General features: G+C 72.3%; 15 protein-coding genes and 1 pseudogene. 10 read left to right on the top strand and 6 right to left on the bottom strand.

The annotated features are described in order from the left end of the window. Positions 1-347 precede the first annotated feature (347 nt). Entirely contained in the window at positions 348-4913 is a 4566-nt protein-coding gene (gene gltB / locus HNQ79_RS00560) for a glutamate synthase large subunit (protein ID WP_185025604.1), read from the top strand. Next, positions 4906-6366: a glutamate synthase subunit beta gene (locus HNQ79_RS00555; protein WP_185025601.1), complete on the top strand. Its 1461-nt coding sequence runs from the start codon at positions 4906-4908 to the stop codon at positions 6364-6366. Before gltB ends, HNQ79_RS00555 begins: the two co-directional genes overlap by 8 nt. A 157-nt stretch (positions 6367-6523) precedes the next feature. Here the strand turns inward: HNQ79_RS00555 and HNQ79_RS00550 are convergent, their stop codons facing one another. Further along, on the bottom strand, positions 6524-6805 hold the full coding sequence (locus HNQ79_RS00550; RefSeq protein ID WP_185025599.1) for a hypothetical protein: 282 nt from the start codon (positions 6803-6805) through the stop codon (positions 6524-6526). Here HNQ79_RS00550 and HNQ79_RS00545 point away from each other — a divergent pair. Both HNQ79_RS00545 and HNQ79_RS00540 read left to right on the top strand, forming a co-directional pair. Continuing rightward, on the top strand, positions 6804-7520 hold the full coding sequence (locus HNQ79_RS00545) for a VWA domain-containing protein (protein WP_185025597.1): 717 nt from the start codon (positions 6804-6806) through the stop codon (positions 7518-7520). The two genes, HNQ79_RS00550 and HNQ79_RS00545, sit on opposite strands and share 2 nt — an antisense overlap. Beyond that, positions 7517-8140: a HutD/Ves family protein gene (locus HNQ79_RS00540; protein ID WP_308437317.1), complete on the top strand. Its 624-nt coding sequence runs from the start codon at positions 7517-7519 to the stop codon at positions 8138-8140. Before HNQ79_RS00545 ends, HNQ79_RS00540 begins: the two co-directional genes overlap by 4 nt. Before the next feature lie 147 nt (positions 8141-8287). On the opposite strand, the gene HNQ79_RS00535 is transcribed toward HNQ79_RS00540, so the two are convergent. Continuing rightward, a complete protein-coding gene (locus HNQ79_RS00535; protein WP_229923163.1) occupies positions 8288-8485 on the bottom strand; it encodes a hypothetical protein in 198 nt (65 codons plus the stop codon). Positions 8486-8652: 167 nt separating this feature from the next. After that, complete coding sequence (locus HNQ79_RS00530) at positions 8653-9030, bottom strand: VOC family protein (RefSeq protein ID WP_185025593.1); 378 nt, start codon at positions 9028-9030, stop codon at positions 8653-8655. A 519-nt stretch (positions 9031-9549) separates the two neighbouring features. Between HNQ79_RS00530 and HNQ79_RS00525 the strand changes: the two genes are divergently transcribed. Together HNQ79_RS00525 and HNQ79_RS00520 are read left to right on the top strand one after the other, a co-directional pair. Continuing rightward, positions 9550-9753, top strand: a complete 204-nt coding sequence (locus HNQ79_RS00525; protein WP_003969786.1) for a cold-shock protein — start codon at positions 9550-9552, stop codon at positions 9751-9753. Positions 9754-9900: 147 nt separating this feature from the next. Further along, the gene (locus HNQ79_RS00520) at positions 9901-11580 is read left to right on the top strand and encodes a DEAD/DEAH box helicase (protein WP_185025591.1); all 1680 of its coding nucleotides are present in this window, start codon (positions 9901-9903) and stop codon (positions 11578-11580) included. A 200-nt stretch (positions 11581-11780) separates the two neighbouring features. Here the strand turns inward: HNQ79_RS00520 and HNQ79_RS00515 are convergent. After that, positions 11781-12312, bottom strand: a pseudogene (locus tag HNQ79_RS00515) (nitronate monooxygenase); the annotation flags it as partial. A gap of 337 nt (positions 12313-12649) precedes the next feature. On the opposite strand from HNQ79_RS00515, the gene HNQ79_RS00510 reads away from it, so the two are divergent. Beyond that, positions 12650-13663, top strand: a complete 1014-nt coding sequence (locus HNQ79_RS00510) for a phosphotransferase (RefSeq protein ID WP_185025589.1) — start codon at positions 12650-12652, stop codon at positions 13661-13663. A gap of 399 nt (positions 13664-14062) precedes the next feature. Here the strand turns inward: HNQ79_RS00510 and HNQ79_RS00505 are convergent, their stop codons facing one another. Together HNQ79_RS00505 and HNQ79_RS00500 are read right to left on the bottom strand one after the other, a co-directional pair. Continuing rightward, positions 14063-15838 (bottom strand): ankyrin repeat domain-containing protein, encoded by a 1776-nt coding sequence (locus HNQ79_RS00505; RefSeq protein ID WP_185025587.1) that lies wholly within the window; start codon positions 15836-15838, stop codon positions 14063-14065. Between the two features lie 109 nt (positions 15839-15947). Continuing rightward, the gene (locus HNQ79_RS00500; RefSeq protein ID WP_185025585.1) at positions 15948-16850 is read right to left on the bottom strand and encodes a hypothetical protein; all 903 of its coding nucleotides are present in this window, start codon (positions 16848-16850) and stop codon (positions 15948-15950) included. Between the two features lie 153 nt (positions 16851-17003). On the opposite strand from HNQ79_RS00500, the gene HNQ79_RS00495 reads away from it, so the two are divergent. The 3 genes from HNQ79_RS00495 (at position 17004) to pepN (ending at position 22202) form a co-directional block, all read left to right on the top strand. Next, the gene (locus tag HNQ79_RS00495) at positions 17004-17792 is read left to right on the top strand and encodes a S1 family peptidase (protein ID WP_185025583.1); all 789 of its coding nucleotides are present in this window, start codon (positions 17004-17006) and stop codon (positions 17790-17792) included. Between the two features lie 557 nt (positions 17793-18349). Continuing rightward, positions 18350-18739 (top strand): chorismate mutase, encoded by a 390-nt coding sequence (locus HNQ79_RS00490; RefSeq protein WP_185025581.1) that lies wholly within the window; start codon positions 18350-18352, stop codon positions 18737-18739. A gap of 781 nt (positions 18740-19520) precedes the next feature. Then, complete coding sequence (gene pepN / locus HNQ79_RS00485) at positions 19521-22202, top strand: aminopeptidase N (RefSeq protein ID WP_185025579.1); 2682 nt, start codon at positions 19521-19523, stop codon at positions 22200-22202. The last annotated feature ends 1 nt before the right edge of the window (position 22203 follow it).

The raw sequence follows: 22203 nt of genomic DNA, 5'->3' as shown, positions 1-22203 counted from the left end.
GTGTCGGCAGTGTGACGTACGCCCCGGCGCGGATTCCCGGACCGCGCCGTAGGATGAGGCTCTATGCAAGGTGGCGCATAAGTAGCCGTTACTCATCGGTTTCGTCCAGTTGACCACCGGGCATGAGCCGTAAGCGCCGCAGGCAACGATGCCTGCTCGCCACGGTCCGGAGGGCGGCGTTCTGTCCGCCCCGCACCACATCCACCGCTACGGGCGGTGTCCGCATGGTGGAATGAGCTATCCGCTTCCCGAGAAGCCAGCCATCATGTAACCTGCACGAAATTTCGCGGAGGGCCAGTGTCGTCCCTCGGTATTTGCCTTATGCCACGACGACGACGGGAGTGCCGATGCGTACCCACGCCTGGTCGCCCATGGACGGTCGCCCCGCCCAGCAGGGGATGTACGACCCCCGTAACGAGCACGACGCCTGCGGCGTCGGCTTTGTGGCCACCCTCACCGGTGTGGCCAGCCATGACATGGTCGAGCAGGCGCTGACGGTACTGCGCAACCTCGAACACCGCGGTGCCACCGGCTCCGAGCCCGACTCCGGCGACGGCGCCGGCATCCTGCTCCAGGTCCCGGACGCCTTCCTCCGCGAGGTCGCGGACTTCGAACTCCCGGCGGCAGGCGCGTACGCCGTCGGCATCGGCTTCCTGCCCGCCGACCCGGACGCGGGCGCCGAGGCCGTCGCGCGGATCGGGACGATCGCGGCCGAGGAGGGGCTCACCGTCCTCGGCTGGCGCGAGGTGCCCGTCACCCCCGATCTGCTGGGCAACGGCGCGCGCGCCACCATGCCCGCCTTCCGGCAGCTCTTCGTGGCCGACGGCCACAGCGCGGGCATCGCCCTCGACCGCAAGGCCTTCGTCCTGCGCAAGCGCGCCGAGCGCGAGGCCGGTGTGTACTTCCCGTCGCTCTCCGCGCGCACCATCGTCTACAAGGGCATGCTGACCACCGGGCAGCTGGAGCCGTTCTTCCCCGACCTCTCCGACCGCCGCCTGGCGACCGCCGTGGCGCTCGTGCACTCGCGCTTCTCCACGAACACCTTCCCGTCGTGGCCGCTGGCCCACCCGTACCGCTTCATCGCCCACAACGGTGAGATCAACACCGTCAAGGGCAACCGGAACTGGATGAAGGCGCGCGAGTCGCAGCTGGCGAGCGAACTCTTCGGCGAGGACAAGCTGGAGCGGATCTTCCCCGTCTGCACACCGGACGCCTCCGACTCCGCGTCCTTCGACGAGGTGCTGGAACTGCTGCACCTCGGCGGGCGCTCGCTCCCCCACTCGGTGCTGATGATGGTCCCCGAGGCGTGGGAGAACCACGCCTCCATGGACCCGGCCCGCCGCGCGTTCTACCAGTACCACGCCACCCAGATGGAGCCCTGGGACGGCCCGGCCTGCGTCACCTTCACCGACGGCACCCAGATCGGCGCGGTCCTCGACCGCAACGGTCTGCGCCCCGGCCGCTACTGGGTCACCGACGACGGCCTCGTCGTCCTCTCCTCCGAGGTCGGCGTCCTGGACATCGACCCCGCGAAGGTCGTCCGCAAGGGCCGCCTCCAGCCGGGCCGCATGTTCCTCGTCGACACCGCCGAGCACCGCATCGTCGAGGACGACGAGATCAAGGCGACGCTCGCCGCGGAACACCCGTACCAGCAGTGGCTGGAAAGCGGCGAGATCGGGCTGGAGGACCTCCCCGAGCGCGAGCACATCGTGCACACGCATGCCTCGGTCACCCGCCGCCAGCAGACCTTCGGCTACACCGAGGAAGAGCTGCGGGTCATCCTCGCCCCGATGGCGCGGACCGGCGGCGAGCCGCTCGGCTCGATGGGCACGGACTCGCCGATCGCGGCGCTCTCCGAGCGCCCCCGGCTGCTCTTCGACTACTTCACCCAGCTGTTCGCCCAGGTCACCAACCCGCCGCTGGACGCGATCCGCGAGGAACTCGTCACCTCGCTGCGGTCCTCGCTGGGCCCCCAGGGCAACCTCCTGGAGCCGACCGCCGCGTCGTGCCGCTCGGTCACCCTGCCCTTCCCGGTGATCGACAACGACGAGCTGGCCAAGCTCATCCACATCAACGCCGACGGCGACATGCCCGGCATGAAGGCCGCGACCCTCTCCGGCCTCTACCGGGTCTCCGGCGGCAGCGACGCACTCGCCGCCCGCATCGAGGAGATCTGCACCGAGGCCGACGCCGCCATCGAGGCCGGCGCGCGCCTGATCGTGCTCTCCGACCGGCACTCCGACGCCGAGCACGCCCCGATCCCGTCGCTGCTGCTCACCTCCGCCGTGCACCACCACCTCATTCGCACCAAGCAGCGCACCCAGGTGGGCCTGCTGGTCGAGGCCGGTGACGTGCGCGAGGTGCACCACGTCGCGCTGCTGATCGGTTACGGTGCCGCGGCCGTCAACCCGTACCTCGCGATGGAGTCGGTCGAAGACCTGGTCCGCGCCGGGACGTTCCTGGAGACGGACGACGCCGAGCAGGCCATCCGGAACCTGATCTACGCCCTCGGCAAGGGTGTCCTCAAGGTCATGTCCAAGATGGGCATCTCCACCGTCGCCTCCTACCGGGGCGCCCAGGTCTTCGAAGCCGTCGGCCTGAACGAGGACTTCGTCGCCACGTACTTCAACGGCACCCCCAGCAAGATCGGCGGCGCGGGACTCGACGTCATCGCCCAGGAGGTCGCCGCCCGGCACGCCAAGGCGTACCCCGCCTCCGGCATCGCCGCCTCGCACCGCCGGCTGGAGATCGGCGGCGAGTACCAGTGGCGCCGGGAGGGCGAGCCGCACCTCTTCGACCCGGAGACGGTCTTCCGCCTCCAGCACGCGACGCGCGGCCGCCGCTACGACATCTTCAAGAAGTACACGGAGCGCGTGAACGAGCAGTCCGAGCGGCTGATGACGCTGCGCGGTCTGTTCGGCTTCAAGTCCGGCCGGCAGCCGATCCCGATCGACGAGGTCGAGTCCGCCGCCGAGATCGTCAAGCGTTTCTCCACCGGCGCCATGTCGTACGGCTCCATCTCCCAGGAGGCGCACGAGACCCTCGCCATCGCCATGAACCAGCTGGGCGGCAAGTCCAACACCGGTGAGGGCGGCGAGGACGCCGAGCGCCTGTACGACCCGGCGCGACGCTCCTCCATCAAGCAGGTGGCGTCCGGCCGCTTCGGCGTGACCAGCGAGTACCTGGTCAACGCGGACGACATCCAGATCAAGATGGCGCAGGGCGCGAAGCCCGGCGAGGGCGGCCAGCTGCCCGGCCACAAGGTGTACCCGTGGGTCGCCAAGACGCGTCACTCGACGCCCGGCGTCGGCCTCATCTCGCCGCCCCCGCACCACGACATCTACTCCATCGAGGACCTGGCCCAGCTGATCCACGACCTCAAGAACGCCAACCCGGCGGCCCGCATCCACGTGAAGCTGGTATCCGAGGTCGGCGTCGGCACGGTCGCCGCCGGTGTTTCCAAGGCGCACGCCGACGTCCTGCTGATCTCCGGCCACGACGGCGGAACCGGCGCCTCCCCGCTGACCTCGCTCAAGCACGCGGGCGGCCCCTGGGAACTCGGCCTCGCCGAGACCCAGCAGACCCTCCTCCTCAACGGGCTGCGCGACCGCATCGTCGTGCAGACCGACGGCCAGCTGAAGACCGGCCGCGACGTCGTCATCGCCGCCCTCCTCGGCGCCGAGGAGTTCGGCTTCGCGACCGCCCCGCTCGTCGTGTCGGGCTGCGTCATGATGCGCGTCTGCCACCTCGACACCTGCCCCGTCGGTATCGCCACCCAGAACCCGGTACTGCGCGAACGGTTCACCGGCAAGGCCGAGTACATCGTCAACTTCTTCCAGTTCATCGCCGAGGAAGTGCGCGAGATCCTCGCCGAGTTGGGCTTCCGCACGATCGAGGAGGCCGTCGGGCACGCCGAACTCCTCGAAACCGACCGGGCGATCACCCACTGGAAGGCCCAGGGCCTGGACCTGGCACCGCTGTTCCACGTGCCGGAGCTGCCCGAGGGCGCCGTCCGCCACCAGGTCGCCGCCCAGGACCACGCCCTGGAGAAGGCGCTCGACAACCAGCTGATCAAGCTGGCCGCCGACGCCCTGGGCGCGGAGTCCGCGGAAGCCGCCCAGCCGGTCCGCGCGCAGATCGCCATCCGCAACATCAACCGCACCGTCGGCACGATGCTCGGCCACGAGGTGACAAAGAAGTTCGGCGGCGCCGGACTGCCCGACGACACCATCGACATCACCTTCACCGGTTCGGCCGGCCAGTCCTTCGGCGCATTCGTCCCCAGCGGCGTCACCCTGCGCCTGGAGGGCGACGCCAACGACTACGTCGGCAAGGGCCTCTCCGGCGGCCGGGTCATCGTCCGCCCGGACCGGGGCGCCGACCACCTCGCCGAGTACTCGACCATCGCCGGCAACACCATCGGCTACGGCGCCACCAGCGGTGAGATCTTCCTCCGCGGCCGGACCGGCGAACGCTTCTGCGTCCGCAACTCCGGTGCGACCGTCGTCTCCGAAGGCGTCGGCGACCACGGCTGCGAGTACATGACCGGCGGCCACGCCGTCGTCCTCGGCGAGACCGGACGCAACTTCGCCGCCGGCATGTCGGGCGGTGTCGCGTACGTCATCGACCTCGACCGCAACAACGTCAACGCGGGCAACCTGGGCGCCGTCGAAACCCCGTCCACCTCCGACCAGCAGTGGCTGCACGACGTCGTGCGCCGCCACCAGGAGGAGACCGGATCGACCGTCGCGGCGAAGCTGCTGGCCGACTGGCCCGCCGCCGCAGCCCGATTCAGCAAGATCATCCCGTCCACGTACAAGGCAGTGCTCGCCGCCAAGGACGCCGCTGAGCTGGCCGGGCTCTCCGAGCAGGAGACCACCGAGAAGATGATGGAGGCGGCGACCCATGGCTGACCCCAAGGGCTTTCTGACCACCGGGCGCGAAGTCGCCAGGACCCGCCCGGTCGAGGAGCGCGTGAAGGACTGGAACGAGGTCTACGTTCCCAAGTCCCTCCTGCCGATCATCAGCAAGCAGGCCGGCCGCTGCATGGACTGCGGCATCCCGTTCTGCCACAACGGCTGCCCGCTCGGCAACCTCATCCCCGAGTGGAACGACTACGCCTACCGCGAGGACTGGACGGCCGCGTCCGAGCGCCTGCACGCCACCAACAACTTCCCGGAGTTCACCGGGCGGCTGTGCCCGGCGCCCTGCGAGTCGGCGTGCGTGCTCGGCATCAACCAGCCCGCCGTCACCATCAAGAACGTCGAAGTCACCATCATCGACAAGGCGTGGGACAGCGGCGACGTCACCCCGCAGCCGCCCGAGCGGCTCTCCGGCAAGACCGTCGCCGTCATCGGCTCGGGCCCGGCCGGTCTCGCCGCCGCCCAGCAGCTCACCCGGGCCGGACACACCGTCGCCGTGTACGAGCGTGCCGACCGCATCGGCGGGCTGCTGCGCTACGGCATCCCCGAGTTCAAGATGGAGAAGTCCCACATCAACCGGCGCATCGAGCAGATGCGGGCCGAGGGCACCAAGTTCCGCACCGAGGTGGAGATCGGCCGCGACGTCGACGCGGCCAAGCTGCGCCGCCGGTACGACGCGGTGGTCGTCGCCGCCGGCGCGACCGTCTCCCGCGACCTCCCGGTCCCCGGCCGGGACCTGAAGGGCATCCACTTCGCGATGGAGTACCTGCCCCTCGCCAACAAGGTGCAGGAGGGCGACCTGACCGTCTCCCCGATCACCGCCGAGGGCAAGCACGTCGTGGTCATCGGCGGCGGCGACACCGGCGCGGACTGCGTGGGCACCGCCCACCGCCAGGGCGCTGCCTCCGTCACCCAGCTGGAGATCATGCCCAGGCCCGGCGAGGAGCGGAACCCGGGCCAGCCCTGGCCGACGTTCCCCATGCTCTACAAGGTCACCTCCGCGCACGAGGAGGGCGGCGAGCGGCTCTACTCCGTCTCCACCACCCACTTCGAGGGCGACGAGGACGGCAACGTGCAGTCCCTCCACCTCATCGAGGTGGAGTTCAAGGACGGCAAGCCGACGCAGAAGGCGGGCACCGAGCGCGTCCTCCCCGCCCAGCTGGTCACCCTCGCGATGGGCTTCACGGGCACCGACCAGGCCAACGGCCTCGTCCAGCAGTTCGGCCTCGACCTCGACGAGCGCGGCAACATCGCCCGCGACGCGGACTACGCCACCAACGTCGACGGGGTCTTCGTCGCAGGTGACGCGGGCCGTGGCCAGTCCCTCATCGTCTGGGCCATCGCCGAGGGCCGCTCCGCCGCCCGCGGCGTGGACCGCTACCTCACCGGTGTCAGCGCCCTCCCGGCCCCGGTGAAGCCGACCGACCGTGCACTGACGGTCTGACCTGGCGTACGGTGGCTTCTACGTTGTTCCGGGCAGCCCCGCGCGCTCCGTGAACAACGCCCACTGATGTCCCGTACAGCGTCGTACGGAACTTACGCGGCGCCCGCCCCACCTCGTCCCCGACCGGACAAGGGGCGGGCGCCGCGGCACGTTCCCGTCACCGCGCGGCGGACCGCGCGGGGCGTGCGGTGGCCGCCGGGACGGCGCTCTCCGGCGGGGGACGCAGCATCCGGCGTACCAGGAGGGCGGCAGCGGCCATGAGCACCGCCACCGCGCACAGCGCGAGCTGCCAGACGTAGGCGACCTCGCCCGCCAGGAAGGCGTGCCGGGCAGGCTGCCGCTCTCGACGCCCCGTACCGGTGAGCCGGGGTCGCGTAGCCTCGGCGGTCCGGGAACGCACCGGCCCGGAACGCACGTACGGAAGGCGGGTCCGCCCCATGCCGATCGACCTCCGCAAGGTTCAGGAGACGGCCCCCGCGCTCGTCAGTCTCTACAAGAGCGCGGGCGTCAGCCTGCGCAAGCACGGGCTGGACGGGCAGCGTGCGGCGGTGTACCTGGTCGTCGACTACTCGGGGTCGATGCGGCCGTACTACCAGGACGGCAGCGTTCAGGCCCTCGCCGACCAGGTGCTGGGCCTCGCCGCGCACCTCGACGACGACGGCACGGTCCCGGCCGTGTTCTTCTCCACGGACGTCGACGCGGTCACGGAGATCGAACTCGCCCACCACCGGGGCCGCGTCGAGCAGATCACGCGAGGCCTCGCCCACATGGGGAAGACCAGCTACCACCTGGCCATGGACGCCGTCATCGACCACTACCTGGACAGCGGCGCGACCGCCCCCGCCCTGGTGGTCTTCCAGACGGACGGCGGCCCGATCAACAAGCAGGCCGCCGAACGCTATATCTGCAAGGCTGCCCGTCTCCCGCTGTTCTGGCAGTTCGTGGGTTTCGGCAACACCCGCAGCAACCAGTTCGACTTCCTGCGCAAGCTCGACGAACTCGCCGTTCCCGAGCAGCGGCTGGTCGACAACGCGGGCTACTTCCACGCGGGTGAGAACCCGTCCGCGCTCTCCGACGCGGACCTCTACGACCAGTTGGTGCGCGAATTCCCCAGCTGGCTCGCGGCGGCCCGCGCGCAAGGAGTCCTGCGGTGAGCACGCGGATCATGCGCGCCGCCGGCCGCCCCGCCGTTCCGTGGAGGAACGGCGGCGGCGTCACCCGCGAGATCGCCTCCTGGCCACCGGGGCCCGCGGGGTCCGGCTTCGCGTGGCGGGTGAGTCTGGCGGAGGTCGCCACCGACGGCCCGTTCTCCGTCTTCCCGGGCGTGGACCGCATCCTGACGATGGTCGAGGGCGCGGGCATGGCCCTGACCACGACCCCGGCCGCGGGCGGCACTCCCGGGTCCCGCATGGTCGACGCCCGCTACGTGCCCCAGCACTTCCCGGGTGACGTGCCCACCGACTGCCGGCTCCTCGACGGCCCGGTGGCCAACCTCAACGTGATGCACAACCGGACGAGCGGCCTGGCCGTCCGCGTCGAAGTCGCCCGGGGCCACCGCAGCCGGTGGCCCGACGGGCCGGGCACCGCCCTCGCGATTCCCCTGGACGGCCCGGCCGTGCTCGCGGGCGAAACCACGACCACCCTGCTGCCGTACGACGCCGTACTGTGCACCGGCACGGACACCGGCACCAGCACCGGGGACGCCGGGCCCGATCCGGGCGGACTGCTGGAATGCGCCGGCCGCCTGGCGCTCATCAGCATGCGTCCGGTCTGAGCGCTGCACGAGCCGTCGGCGAGCCGGCCGCGAGCCGTGCGCCGACTCGCCCCGCGCGCCCTGCCCGAACGCACTGCGGCACGGCCGTGCCCCGCACCCGGATACCGCTGGGTGCGGGGCACGGCCGGAACAAGAACGTTCGACGCGCTACTTCCCGGCTGCCGGTCCCGCCTGGGAGGCGACCCCTGTAACGGCGTCGGTGGCGGTGTCCGCCACCTCGTCGAGGAGTTCGCCGGAGACGGGCAGCGAACCGAGCTGGTCGGCGGGCGCGGCGGCGTGCGCACCCGGGGCGGGGGAGACCATAGCGGCGACAAAACCGGCGGCGAGGGAGGCGACGGCGGCCATGCTTCGTTTCTTCATGCCCTGCCCAACGCGTGACGAGCGCAGGAGTCACGGCACAGCTGCCGCACATTGCCCGGCGGCCACCGTGCCCTCGGCCGTTGCACCCCGTGGGCCGGAGCCCCGTCGCTCCCGCGCCACCACCGACGACGCCTCCGTTCCCGGCGTGCGACTCAGTGCCCGACCAGGCAGAACGGATGGCCCGCCGGGTCCGCGTACACGTTCCATGAGCGCCCCGAGGCGACATGGTCCAGCACCTCCGCGCCCAGCGCCAGCACCTCGGCGTGCGCGGTGGCCAGGTCCGGCACCGCGAAGTCCAGGTGGAACTGCTGCGGGTGGTCGGGGTCGGGCCAGCGCGGGCGGCGGAAGTCGGGGGCGCGCTGGAAGGCGAGGACCGGCCCGCCCGGGGTGTGGACCGTCGTCCAGTCGTCGTCGGTGGCCCACTGCGGGTCCGGACGGTCGACGTCACCACCGGTCAGCGCGGCGTAGAAATATCCGAGCTCTTGCGGGTCGGGGCAGTCGAGGACGGTGCACTGGAGTCTGGCGATCATGCGACGAGGGTACGAAGTCACCTCACGGCGGCGGCAAGGGCGGCCGGACAGGAGGGCGGCATCGGTCCTCGACCGTCCGTCCCTCCACCACCCGCGCCCGGCACGCACCCGGTGTCCCCCACGCGTCCCGCAGGGGTCGTGCCGTGCGCAGCCACAGCGAGAGATCGAGTTTCAGGGTGCAGCCGACGGCCCATGTGCGAGGGCGGCGGACAGGCGAACGTGACGATCATCGAACGGATGTGAAGGGTGCCGCGCCCCCTGGCGCCGGGGGAGTGCGAGCCGAGTGGCCGAAGAAGATCCATGTTCCCCCGTGCGCCTCCCGAGGTGGCGTGCTACGGTAGCCGAGTTGCAGTTTTGGTACCCATGAACTTTATGTGCGCCTGACGAGAACGCTTCGACAGGCGCACATTTGTTTTATCCGGTCATTGCCTTTACGGCTCTCCGGATGGGGTCATTGCGGCGACGAGGAATTCGTAAAGTGCGGATTTCCGGCTCTGCCCCTGTTTTAGGAGAATAAAAATGGCTACTGGCACCGTGAAGTGGTTCAACTCGGAAAAGGGCTTCGGCTTCATTGAGCAGGACGGCGGCGGCGCCGACGTCTTCGCCCACTACTCCAACATCGCCACCTCGGGCTTCCGTGAGCTCCAGGAAGGCCAGAAGGTTTCCTTCGACGTCACGCAGGGCCAGAAGGGCCCGCAGGCGGAGAACATCGTCCCGGCCTAATCGCCCGGACGCGAACCTCCTAGCCGGGGCCCGCACCGAGAGGTGCGGGCCCCGGCTTGCGTTGTGTTCGCAGGCGGAGCCGAATTACGGTGTTCCGCTGCCCGCCCGGTTCCCTCGGGCGTCCTTTAGGAAGAAGGCAATGACTGCATGACCCGTTTCGAACGATCCTCCTCCGAGCGCACCGGCCGTCCGGCGCGCAACCGACCGTCGAGTGCCGCCCCGTCCCGGGGCCGCGGCAAGGCTTCGACGAAGACTTCCGGCAAGGGCTCCGCCCGCCGGTCCACGCCGCTCCAGGGTGAATTCGCACTGCCGGAGTCGATCACCCCCGCGCTGCCGTCGGTCGAGGCTTTCGAAGCGCTGGACATGCCCGCCGCACTCCTCAAGACGCTCGCCGCGCAGGGGGTGACCGAGCCGTTCCCGATCCAGGGCGCGACGCTCCCCAACTCCCTCGCCGGCCGGGACATCCTGGGCCGCGGCCGTACGGGCTCCGGCAAGACGCTGGCCTTCGGGCTGGCGATGCTGGCCCGTACCGCCGGACGCCGCTCCGAGCCGCACGCGCCGCTGGCGCTCGTCCTCGTACCGACGCGCGAACTCGCGCAGCAGGTCACCGACGCGCTGACGCCGTACGCGACCGCCGTCAACCTGCGGCTGACCACGGTGGTCGGCGGCATGTCGCTCACCAAGCAGGCCAACGCGCTGCGGCGCGGCGCCGAGGTCCTCGTCGCCACGCCGGGACGGCTGAAGGACCTCATCGAGCGGGGCGACGCCCGGCTCGACCAGGTCGCCATCACCGTCCTCGACGAGGCCGACCAGATGGCCGACATGGGCTTCATGCCGCAGGTCGTGGCGCTGCTCAAGCAGGTCGAGCCGGACGGACAGCGCATGCTGTTCTCGGCGACCCTCGACAAGAACATCGACAAGCTCGTCAAGATGTTCCTGACCGACCCGGTCGTGCACTCGGTGGACCCCTCCGCCGGCGCCGTCACCACGATGGAGCACCACGTGCTCTACGTCATGGACGAGACCGAGAAGAAGGCCGTCGCGGCGCGCATCGCCGCCCGCGAGGGCCGCGTGATCATGTTCGTGGACACCAAGCGCGCCGCCGACCGCTTCGCCAAGCGGCTGCTGGCCGCCGGCGTGTACGCGGCGGCGCTGCACGGCGGGCGTTCCCAGCCGCAGCGCAACCGCACCCTCGAACAGTTCAAGACCGGCAAGGTCACCGCGCTCGTCGCGACGAACGTCGCGGCGCGCGGCATCCACGTCGACGACCTCGACCTCGTCGTGAACGTCGACCCGCCGACCGACCACAAGGACTACCTGCACCGCGGCGGCCGTACCGCCCGCGCCGGTGAGTCCGGATCCGTCGTCACGCTCGTCCTCCCCGAGGAGAAGCGTGAGATGACCCGGCTGATGAGTGACGCGGGCATCGACCCGCGCACCGCCCGCGTCAAGTCCACCGACGAGGAGCTGGCGTCCCTCACGGGCGCGCGCGAGCCGTCCGGTGTGGCCGTCGTAGTGGAGGTGCCGCAGCAGGTGCAGCAGCAGCCCGCCAAGCGCCGCCCCGCGGGCTCCGGCGGCGGCGCGCGCAGCCGGACCCGCGGCAGTGGCAGCGGTACGGGAACGGGCGGGCGTCCGGCGCGCGCCGGTTCCGGCAGTGGCCAGCCCCGTACGGGCGGCGGCCAGGCGCGTACCGGCGGCGGGCAGTCCCGTGCGGGTGGCGGCCAGGCGCGTACCGGCGGGGGCCAGTCCCGTGCCGGAGGCGGCCAGGGCCAGTCCTCGCAGCGGCGGCAGGGCGGTGGCCAGGGCGGCCGTCGCACCGCTGCCTGACCGGGTGACCTGAGGAACGAAAAGGGCTGACACTGCGTCAACCCGTGGGCTGGGCCCGGAACTTCGCCGACTGCGGAGGTCCGGGCCCAGCCCCTTTTCCGGACAGGCCACGCAGGGAATCCCGGGTGCGGCCACGCACGGGGTTCCGGCCTCCGCGCGGCGGCCCGCAGGGCGCTTCCCCGTACGGGGCCACCGGGCGCTCACCCCGGGGCGGGCGGCGTGCGGTGCAGTGAGTGCAGGTTCAGCGCCGCGTCCGCCGCGGCCATGATGTGCGTCACGGGAGCGGCACAACTCGGCAGGTGGTCGATCACGCCGCCGACCTGCCCCGACGCCCTCACTCCGAGGTCGGTGCGGCCCTCGACCGGCGAAGCCTTCAGCAGCATCGGCGTGTTGGCGGCCAGCAGAACCTGACCTCACGTCAACTCCCTGCCGTGCTTCATCGCGAGACCGTCCCGGACCATGTGCGACCACGACATGCCGGACAGCTTCCTGGAACCGGCCGCACGGGCCCACCGCCCGTACGAGTGCCCCCGCACGCCCCGTCCCCTCCAGCGAGCCGACGAGCTCCGAGCGCAGCATCCGGTGCGGCAGCCCGTCGACCGCGGTGGTGACGGTGATGTCCTTGACGGTCGCCGCCAGGTACGTCGCCTTACCGGCGGCCGGGACGGTGGAGTCGGACGTGAGCAGGAAGCGGGTTCCCATGGCGACGCCCGCCGCCCCGTACGCGAGGGCGAACGACGCCACCCGCACGCCCTCGTCGACGACGATCCGCACCCGTTCCCGCGCATTCCCCGCGTCGGCGTCGCGCAGACGAGCCGCGGACCGGAGACCAAGTCCATGCCCGTCTGCACCGGGGGGTTGCCGGACGCCGACGAGGCGGGTCAGGGCGGCGTCCACTACGACTTCACCTCGCGGTCGCGGGCTCGGCGCGGATCGACGACGTCGCGGATCAGGCGCGGGCGGCTTCGACGAGATGGCACCCGAGAAGGTGTCGCCGCTGGTGCGGGCCCGCGCGTGGGTGACGGATACTGCGTGGAGACCGCGTTGCACCTGGTGGTGTGATGGCCGTATGCACGAGCACTCGAATCCGGCCGTCGACCGCGGCAACTACGCGCACACCGCCACGCCCTGGGACCGCCCCGACTGGCGACGGGACGCCCTCGGCTGGGCCGAGCAGGCGGTGGCGGACGCCGGACTGGTACCCCATGGGCCCCGTACCGTACGGGTGCGGCCCTGGTCCGTACTCGTACGGATCCCGGTGGGCGACGGGACGGCCGCCGCCTGGTTCAAGGCGAACCCGCCCGCATCCGCGTTCGAAGCAGGTCTGGGCGAAGCCCTGGCGCGCTGGGTGCCCGAGCACGTGCTGCGGCCGTACGCCGTCGACACCGGGCGGGGCTGGGCGCTGTGGCCGGACGGGGGCACGGTCTTCGCCGACGTGCTCAACGGGGGAGCCGTCGACGCCCGCGCCTGGGAGGAGCCGCTGCGGCAGTACGCGGCGATGCAGCGCGCGTTGATCCCTCACGCGGAGGAAGCGGAAGCGCTCGGGGTGCCGGGCGGACGCCCCCGGATGCTGCCCGGACTCTTCGCGCGGCTCGTCGGCGGGAGCCAGGTGCTGGGCACGGAAGAGAAGGGCGAACTGCTCGGCAGACAGGACCGGGTCGCCGACTGGTGCGAGGAACTGGAGGCGTTCGGGATCCCCCATTCCCTCGACCACTCCGACCTGCACGAGGCACAGGTTTTCGCCCCGGGGGCGGAACATCCGGGACGGTACGCGTTCTTCGACTGGGGAGACGCGGTGGTCGGCCACCCCTTCAGCAGCCTTCTCGTCAACGCGCGGGTGGCAAGGGCGCGGTACGGGGCCGAGGTGCTGCCCAGGCTGCGCGACGCCTACCTGGAACCCTGGACCGGGGACGGGCACAGCACCGCCGACCTGCGGCGCGCGGTGAGCCTGGCCTGCCGGCTCGGTGCGGTGTCCCGGGCCGGCTGTTGGGGGCGGCTGTTCCCGGAGGCCGGGGCGGGGCCGGGGGAGGGGGCGGATGTGGCCCGCTGGGTACGGGAGCTCTTCGCGGAGGCGGTGCTCTAGGGGCGGGCGAGGGGTCGAGGCGTCGCGGCGCAAGCCGCGGTGGCGGGAGCGGAGAGGCGCCCCGTGCCCGTCCCGCAGGGCCCCGCCCCCGACGCGGCCCCGTCCCGCAGGGCCCCGCCCCGGACGCGGCCCCGTCCCGCAGGGCCGAGTCCGGAACCGCACCGCCCTGGGTGGCCCCGTCCTGTAGGGCCACAGCTCCGCCCCGGACGACGGACCTGTCCCGCACCGCCCCCCGGGCGGCTTCGCCCCCGTACAGCCCCGCCCCGGACGCTCTGTTCCGCGTCGACGACCACGCCTCGGAGCCGACCGCTCCGGGGCGTCATCAGAGGCGCGGCGATGTCCCGTTCGTCCGGCGGCCGTCACCGAAGGCGCGACGATGTCCCGTTCGTCCGGCGGGTGTTACCGAAGGCGCGGCGACGTCCACTCCAGTCGACGCCGGAGGGCCGCGTCCCGTACGAAGCCGACTGCCTCGACGGCGACGGCCCGCCCCGGCCCCTCCGGAGCCCCGTCCGCGAGCACCCGCAGCAACGCCCCCACCGCCCGCGGATCCTGCCGTACGGCGAGCCCTCGCGCCGCTTCGGCGTAGGCGGGGTCGGTGGGGGAAAGGGGCGTTGTGGTGCTGGACCGCGGACCGCGGCGCGGACCGGATGCCACCCCACCGCACCCGGAAACCGTTGCCGCGGCGCCGTCCAGCCGACCGGGCCCGGCCGGCTGTCCGTGGCCGTCCGCCTCTCGTGGGGCCTTCGCTTCGGCGTGGCCCGTCGGCGCGGCGGCTTCCGCTTCCGCAGGGCCGGCGGCGGCCCTGTCCGCAGGGCGGCCCGCTTCCTCCCCTTCTGTGGCCGTCCCTTTCTCGGCCTCCGCCCCGACCTGTTCCGCCAGCACGTCGCAGACCTGTTGCGTGGCGTCGGCCGTCCGTGCCAGCGCGACCACGGCCTCCCGGCGCACCGCGAGGTCGTCGTCCCGGGTGAGGTCGAGGAGTGCCGCCGCGGCGGGCGCCGGTGCCGCCGTGCTGTCCCCGGCGCGGGGCACCAGGCACCCGAGGGCCTCGGCCACCCGCCTGCGCACCTCGCCGTCCTGGTGCGCGGCGTGCCGCACCACGTCCGGCAGCGCCGACGGGTCGGCGTGACGGCCCAGCGCGCGTACCGCCGCGCGCGTCAGATGGGCGGGGCCGGACCGGGACGCCAGCTCCCGCAGCAACGGCACCGCCCGAGCCCCCGGTGCCGCCCTCGCCAGCACATCCGCTGCGAAGGTTTGGTGCAGAGCCGTGGAGCTTTCCGCACACCACTCCTCCGCCGCGCGCAGCGTCGCCTCGTCGGCCCGCTGCCACAGCACCGCCACCGCCTCCCGCCAGTCGTTGCTCACCGGCGAGCCCGACCGCACCGCCCGCCCGGCGAGCTCCCCGGCCGGCGTCTCGACGCCCAGTACGCACTCCAGACGCGTGACCACGGCCGCATGCCCTGTCTGCTGCTCGGCCGCGGCCACTGGAAGGCCGTCCCGCAGCAGTTCCACCACCACCGTCGTTCCGCCCTCCTCGACGACCCGCCGCGCGGCGAACTCGTCCCCGTCCAGGGCTCCGTACGTGTGCGTCAGCCCGAGCCGCAGCATGTGCTCCACATCACATTCCAGCCACTGCCGTGCCTCCTCCAGGGCGGCCCGCCGCGCCGCCGCCCGGTACCGCAGCAGCACCCGAACCGTCGCGGGCGAACCGCGCCGCGCCGCCAGCACCAGCGGCGGCTCACCCGACGGGCCCGGCAGGTCCGGGTCTGCGCCGTGCTCCAACAGCGCCCGTGCCGTTTCGGCATGACCGCGCCCCGCCGCCCATATCAGCGCGGTGAACCCGTACGCCTCCCGCAGGTCCGGCCGCGCGCCCGCGGCGAGCAGGGCCCGTACCACCTCGGTGTGACCGCCGACGGCCGCGGCACACAGCGGCAGGTCGCCGTCCCGCGGGTCGCCCCCGGACCCGCTCGGCCGGTCCGGGTCGGCCCCGGCCGCGAGCAGCAGCCGGACCGCTCCCGCCCGGTTGTTCACCGCCGCCGCGTAGAGCGCCGTCGTTCCGTCCTCGTCGGTGGCCTCGGCCGGGGCGCCTGCCCGAAGCAGCCGTACAACAGCGTCGTCCTCGTCACCGTGCACAGCCTCGAACAGGTCCCGGAGGCCCGCTGTCGGCTTGTCGTCCATGCCTTCGAGCGTACGTCGCACCGCTGACATTGCCGCAGGTCAGCGACTACGCGCGTGCGGCGGACGGGAGTTGTGGGTGTGGGGGGGCGCAGCGCGGGGTGCGGAGGGGTCAGCTGTCGCAGTCGTGGACCGTACGGCACAGCGCGCAGCGCGCCCGCAGCGCGCCGCGCACCGGCACCCGGATGCGCTGGTGGCAGGCCGGGCAGGGGAACGAGACACGCAGCGCCTCGGGCTCGCCCTCGAACGCGTACGGGGCGAGCGGGCCCGGCACCCCCGAGCCGCCCCGCTCCAGGGCCTGCCGGCGGTCCTTCGCGTACCGGTGCCTGGCGAGCCGGCCCGCCGCCGCGAGCGGAGGCTGCTGCTCGTCGCGGCGGGCCTGCGCCATGCCCTTGGTGTACGCCGTGTACGCCTCCGCGCTGGTGAACCAGGGCGAGGGGTCCTCACCGAACGCCAGCGCCCGCTTGGCCAGCACGTAACCGAACTCCTCCGGGGTGAGGTAGCCGAGCTTCTGGCTGGACGCCCCGTCCTGCCGGTAGGCGTCCAGCAGCAGCCAGCCCGCCCCGAGGTAGGTGGTCACCGTGTCGGTCAGGATCTCGTTGTCGGGCGTGCCGGGGAAGCTCAGGTCCAGACGGTGCAGGAGGACGTGGGTGATCTCGTGGGCGAGGGCGGCGCCGATGTCCTTGCGGTGCGCGGGATGACGGAAGCGTTCGTTCAGCTCGATGAAGTACTCCGGCCCCGCGGTGAGTTCGACCCCGGCGGCATGCTCCATCTCCCGGTAGTTGACGATCACCCGGGCGTCCGGCAGCCGCAGGTGGGCCACCAGCGCCCGCGCCACGTACTGCGCGCCCAGATGCGGGTCGTCCTGCTCCGAGAACGCGACGTCCACCGGGAAGACGCTCGGCGCGTACGAACGGACGCCGTCCTCGCCGATCCTCCGGTAGAGCGCCGTCAGCGCCGCACGCACCGTGGCCAGATGCGGAAAACCATGCTCGACCTCGCTGCCGATGCCCATGCTCGTACCCCTCGTGAACCCTGCCCGGCAGTGGCCGAAAAGGGATTCTTGTCGGCCGGACGATCAACTCCACATAATCCATCAGCGCGTTGACGGGCGCATGCCATCGTCGCGTCGATGCCTTCCTCTCCACCCCCCACGAAAGGCACTCCGTTGAAGAACGTACTCCGTGCCCTCAGGAGATGCGCCGTCATAGGCGCCGTCGCCCTCGCCGCGGTCAGCCTCCAGCCCGCCGGGGCCCACGCCGGCGCCCCCGCGCCGCACGGCACCCAGCCCGTCGTAGGAGGAACGCGCGCCGCCCAGGGCGAGTTCCCGTTCATGGTCCGGCTCTCGATGGGCTGCGGCGGTTCGCTCTACGCCCAGGACATCGTGCTCACCGCCGCCCACTGCGTGAACGGCTCCGGCAACAACACCAGCATCACCGCCACCGCCGGCGTCGTGGACCTCAGGAGCACCAGCGCCATCAAGGTCAAGTCCACCAAGGTCCTCCGGGCCCCCGGCTACAACGGCAACGGCAAGGACTGGGCGCTCATCAAGCTCGCCAAGCCGATCAACCTCCCCACCCTGAAGATCGCCACCACGACGGCGTACAACTCGGGAACGTTCACCGTCGCCGGATGGGGCGCGGCGACCGAGGGCGGCGCCCAGCAGCGCTACCTGCTCAAGGCCCAGGTGCCGTTCGTCTCCGACGCGAGCTGCAAGGCGTCCTACTCCGACCTCATCCCCGGCGAGGAGATCTGCGCCGGACTCCCGCAAGGCGGCGTGGACACCTGCCAGGGCGACTCGGGCGGCCCCATGTTCCGCAAGGACAACGCCGGCGCGTGGATCCAGGTCGGCGTCGTGAGCTGGGGCAACGGGTGCGCACGGCCCAACTACCCGGGCGTGTACACGGAGGTCTCGACCTTCGCGGCGGACATCGCGAGGGCGGCAGCGGGACTGTAACCCCCCGAGGAAGCGGACCCGGCACGGAGCACGAGGAGACCGTGCCGGGCGGGCGCCGTGCGGCGAGGGCGGCCGGGTGGGCGCCATGTCCCGAGGTGGCGCAGGGTGGGCGTCACGCGACGAGTGGCGCCGGACGGCGCGTTCACCTCCCGAGGGCGCGCCGGGCGGTGTGTCCACTTCCCGAGGGCGCGTCGGGCAGGCGTCCCGTCACCCAGGCGCGGTTCCGTGGGTCGTACCGGTCCGGTTCGGGGAGTCTCGGGCGGGGCGGCGTCGTCCGGGTGGGCGGTCACCTCGTCCGGGGGCGGGGCTGTCCCGCCTGGGGGCCGGTCACCGCGACCCGGGGCCCGGCTCTCCCGCCTGGGGGCGGGTTCGCTCACCCCGCCCGTCGGACGCGTGCCCGCCCCGCCGCCCGGCCACTGCCGCGACGGCATCGCACCCGTCCCCTTCGGGCCCGGTGGGGTCGGCCCGTCCCCCGGCGGCCGAAGTCCTCGCATCCCGCATCCCGCATCCCGACCACCGCCGACGGGCCGCTCGGGCGCGCCGTAAGCTCACAGACCATGACCACCAGCGCCACCGGCCCCACGGACCCCGCCGGCACCCCCGCAGCCTCCGGGTCTTCCGCCCCCGCCGGAACATCCGGACACGTCGATCCGTCCGTACGCACCGAACTCGACCGCCTCCGTGACAGCATCGACAACATCGACGCAGCCGTCGTCCACATGCTCGCGGAACGCTTCAAGTGCACCATGCAGGTCGGCCACCTCAAGGCCGAACACCACCTGCCGCCCGCCGACCCGGCCCGCGAGGGTCGCCAGATCGAGCGCCTGCGCGGCCTCGCGGAAAGTGCCAAACTCGACCCGGCGTTCGCGGAAAAACTCCTCAACTTCATCATCGCGGAAGTGATCCGCCACCACGAGAGGATCGCGGACCAGCCGCCGGAGCAGTGACCGGGGGAGCGGCCGGGGCGCGAAGCAGCGACACAGCCCGCCCGCCCGTGCCGACATCCACCCGGTCAGGGCACCCTCCCCGCCCGCACCGAGCAGCGGGCGCGTCGTTCCGGCGCAGAACGGGCGAAGCGCACGGGAAGGCAGCCCCTCGGGCGGCGCAGTTCCCCCGTCCCCGTAGCCCCCTCGTGCAGCAGGGCCGCCCAGCCCCCCCGTACCCCTCTTGGGCGGCGGGGCCGCCCCCGGCTAGCCCCCTCGGGCAGGTGGGGCCCTGCCCGCCCCCCGTAACCCCCCTCGGGCGGCGGGGTCGCCCACCCTCCGTAGCCCTCTTGGGCGGCGGGGCCGCCCCGGGGGCGGAACGGGCGGGCAAGGGGGCGGCCCCCCCCCAGAGCGTCCCGCCCCCACTCAACGCCCCGCCCCGCACCCGTACCTCTTCGGGGGCGCTCACCTCCCCGACCGGCGCCCCTCCCGCACCGCCCGCCCCAGCCCTCACGCCCACGCCCGCCGCAGCCCTCACGCCCACGCCCGCCCCCGCCACAGCCCGCCGGCGTCAGTACGGGGGACCCATCCAGCGGGAGGCTGACGCGAGCGTACGGAGCTGACGCGGGCGTACGGAGGTGGTTGCCCCGGGGTACGGAGGCGGACGCGGGCGTACAGGGGGGCGGACGCGCGGGCGAGGACGCGTCCACACCCGTCGCATCCCCACGCCCCGATCCCCGTAAAGCCGCGTCCATGCTTCCGCCCCCCGCTCTCTTCCCCGGCGCGCATCGTGCAGCATGTCCCCATGCCCGTACTGACGCGCGACGAAGCGCAGACCCGAGCCCGGCACATCGATGTCCAGCGGTACACGGTCGACCTCGATCTGACCACCGGCGACGCCACCTTCGACTCCCGTACCGTCATCCACTTCACGGTGCACCCCACCGCAGAGGCGGACGCCGTCCCGGAAGCCGATGCCACCGTCGACACCTTCGCCGAGCTCAAGCCCGCCGTCCTGCGCTCCGTCACCCTCGACGGGCACCCCCTGGACCCCACCTGCCTCTCCGGCAACCGCCTCCCGCTCACCGGCCTGGCCCCCGGCACCCACGAACTCAGCGTCGACGCGGCCATGCACTACTCGCGCACCGGCGAAGGCATGCACCGCTTCACCGATCCCGCCGACGGCGAGACCTACGTCTACACCCAGCTGTTCCTCGACGACGTGCAACGCGTCTTCGCCGCCTTCGACCAGCCCGACCTCAAGGCCGTGTTCGACGTGTCCGTCACCGCACCCGCGGGCTGGACCGTCCTCGGCAACAGCATCGCCACCCGCCAGGACAACGCCCGCCAGCAGCACGCCGGGCAGGAGAACACCGCGCAGGAGAGCAGCGGCCAAGAAGGAACCGGGCGGGGGAGCGCAGGACAGGGGAGCACAGGGCAGGGAAACCGGCGCTGGGTCTTCGCCTCCACCCCCCTGATCTCCACCTATCTCGTCGCCGTCGCCGCCGGCCCCTGGCACTCGGTACGCACCGAGCACGCCGGCCTGCCCTTCGGCATCCACTGCCGCCGATCCCTCGCCCCCCACCTCGACGCCGACGCCGACGAAATCCTCGGCATCACCCGCGCCTGCTACGACCGCTTCCACGAGAAGTTCGACGAGCCGTACCCCTTCGACTCCTACGACCAGGCCTTCGTCCCGGAGTTCAACGCGGGCGCCATGGAGAACCCGGGCCTCGTCACCTTCCGCGACGAGTACATCTTCCGGTCCGCCGTCACCGACACCCAGCGCCAGACCCGCGGCGTCACCATCGCGCACGAGATGGCCCACATGTGGTTCGGCGACCTCGTCACCCTCCAGTGGTGGGACGACATCTGGCTCAACGAGTCCTTCGCCGAGTACATGGGCTACCAGACCCTCGCCGAAGCCACCCGCTTCCAGGACACCTGGACCAGCTTCGCCGTCTCCCGCAAGGGCTGGGGGTACGACGCCGACCAGCGCCCCTCCACCCACCCCGTCGCCCCGGACGCCGCAGCCGTCCCCGACAGCGCCTCCGCGCTCCTCAACTTCGACGGCATCTCCTACGCCAAGGGTGCCTCCGCCCTGCGCCAACTGGTCGCCTGGATGGGCGAGAAGGACTTCCTCGCCGGAATCAACACCCACTTCGCCCGGCACCGGTTCGCCAACGCCACCCTCGCCGACTTCATCGACAACCTCGCCTCCGCCACCGACCGCGACGTCCACGCCTGGGCCCAGTCGTGGCTGCGTACCACCGGCGTCGACACGCTCACCCCCACCGTCACCGACATCGACGGTGGCTGGACCCTCGACATCGACCACTCTGGCAGCCGGCCCCACCGCATCACCGTCGGCGCGTACGACCACGACCTCCTCGACCCGGACGCCCTCGTTCTGCGCGAACGCTTCGAACTGGACGTACCGGCCGCAGCCCCGACCGCCGACGGCGCCCCGGACGCCACGGCCCCGGACACCCAGCCAACCCGCCGCGGACGCCGCCCCGCCCTCCTCGTCCTCAACGACGGCGACCAGACCTATGCCAAGGTGCGCCTCGACCCCACCTCCTGGCGCACCGTCCTGCGCTCCCTCTCCCACACCCCCGACCCCCTCACCCGCGCCGTCCTCTGGAACGCCGCCCGCGACATGGTCCGCGACGGGCAACTCCCGCCCACCGCCTACCTCGACGCCGCCCGCGCCCACCTCCCGCACGAAACCGACCTCGCCGTCGTCCAGGGCGTGCTCGCCTTCGCAGCCGACTCCATCGCCGACCACTACCTCGCCCCCGAGCAGCGCCCCGCCGCCCTCGCCGCCCTCACCGGCCTCTGCCGCGACCTGATCCGCCGCACCGAGGACGGCAATGACCCCGGGCTGCGCCTCACCGCCGTCCGCCACTTCATCGACGCCGCCACCCAGCCCGACAGCATCCGCGACTGGTACGACTCCGAAGGCGTCCCCGGCGGCCCCCTCCTCGACCCCGAACTCCGCTGGCGCATCCTTCACCGGCTCGCCGTACTCGGCGCCACCGACGAGGCCGCCATCGACGCCGAACTCGCCCGCGACCCCAGCGCCACCGGCGAGGAAGGTGCCGCCCGCTGCCGTGCAGCCCTGCCCACCCGTGAAGCCAAGACGGCCGCCTGGGAAGCCCTGTTCTCCCACGACGACCTCTCCAACTACCTGTTCGCCGCCACCGCCCAGGGTTTCTGGCAGCCCGAACAGGCCGACCTCCTCCAGCCGTACGCCGTCGCCTACTACCCCGCGGCCACCGCACTCGCCTCCCGCCGCGGCCCCGCCATCGCCGAAGCCGCCGGACGGTACGCCTTTCCCGCCTACGAGGTGACCAAGGAAGCCCTCGCGCTGGGGGAGAAGCACCTGGACGACGCCGACCTCACCCCCGCCCTGCGCCGCAAACTCGTCGACCAACTCGACGACCTGCGCAGGGCGTTGGCCGTCAGGTCGTCGAACGCGGTCTGAC

Source organism: Streptomyces candidus, from assembly GCF_014207445.1.
Lineage (GTDB): Bacteria > Actinomycetota > Actinomycetes > Streptomycetales > Streptomycetaceae > Streptomyces > Streptomyces candidus.
The sequence above is the reverse complement of the archived record's forward strand: the minus strand, read 5'-3'. Positions and strand labels throughout refer to the sequence as shown.

What these genes read in the sequence shown, in the direction of transcription:
- gltB (WP_185025604.1), top strand. Translation starts at nt 348, where the DNA reads ATGCGTACCCACGCCTGGTCGCCCATGGACGGTCGCCCCGCCCAGCAG.
- HNQ79_RS00555 (WP_185025601.1), top strand. Translation starts at nt 4,906, where the DNA reads ATGGCTGACCCCAAGGGCTTTCTGACCACCGGGCGCGAAGTCGCCAGG.
- HNQ79_RS00545 (WP_185025597.1), top strand. Translation starts at nt 6,804, where the DNA reads ATGCCGATCGACCTCCGCAAGGTTCAGGAGACGGCCCCCGCGCTCGTC.
- HNQ79_RS00550 (WP_185025599.1), bottom strand. Translation starts at nt 6,805, where the DNA reads ATGGGGCGGACCCGCCTTCCGTACGTGCGTTCCGGGCCGGTGCGTTCC.
- HNQ79_RS00535 (WP_229923163.1), bottom strand. Translation starts at nt 8,485, where the DNA reads ATGGCCGCCGTCGCCTCCCTCGCCGCCGGTTTTGTCGCCGCTATGGTC.
- HNQ79_RS00530 (WP_185025593.1), bottom strand. Translation starts at nt 9,030, where the DNA reads ATGATCGCCAGACTCCAGTGCACCGTCCTCGACTGCCCCGACCCGCAA.
- HNQ79_RS00525 (WP_003969786.1), top strand. Translation starts at nt 9,550, where the DNA reads ATGGCTACTGGCACCGTGAAGTGGTTCAACTCGGAAAAGGGCTTCGGC.
- HNQ79_RS00520 (WP_185025591.1), top strand. Translation starts at nt 9,901, where the DNA reads ATGACCCGTTTCGAACGATCCTCCTCCGAGCGCACCGGCCGTCCGGCG.
- HNQ79_RS00510 (WP_185025589.1), top strand. Translation starts at nt 12,650, where the DNA reads ATGCACGAGCACTCGAATCCGGCCGTCGACCGCGGCAACTACGCGCAC.
- HNQ79_RS00505 (WP_185025587.1), bottom strand. Translation starts at nt 15,838, where the DNA reads ATGGACGACAAGCCGACAGCGGGCCTCCGGGACCTGTTCGAGGCTGTG.
- HNQ79_RS00500 (WP_185025585.1), bottom strand. Translation starts at nt 16,850, where the DNA reads ATGGGCATCGGCAGCGAGGTCGAGCATGGTTTTCCGCATCTGGCCACG.
- HNQ79_RS00490 (WP_185025581.1), top strand. Translation starts at nt 18,350, where the DNA reads ATGACCACCAGCGCCACCGGCCCCACGGACCCCGCCGGCACCCCCGCA.
- pepN (WP_185025579.1), top strand. Translation starts at nt 19,521, where the DNA reads ATGCCCGTACTGACGCGCGACGAAGCGCAGACCCGAGCCCGGCACATC.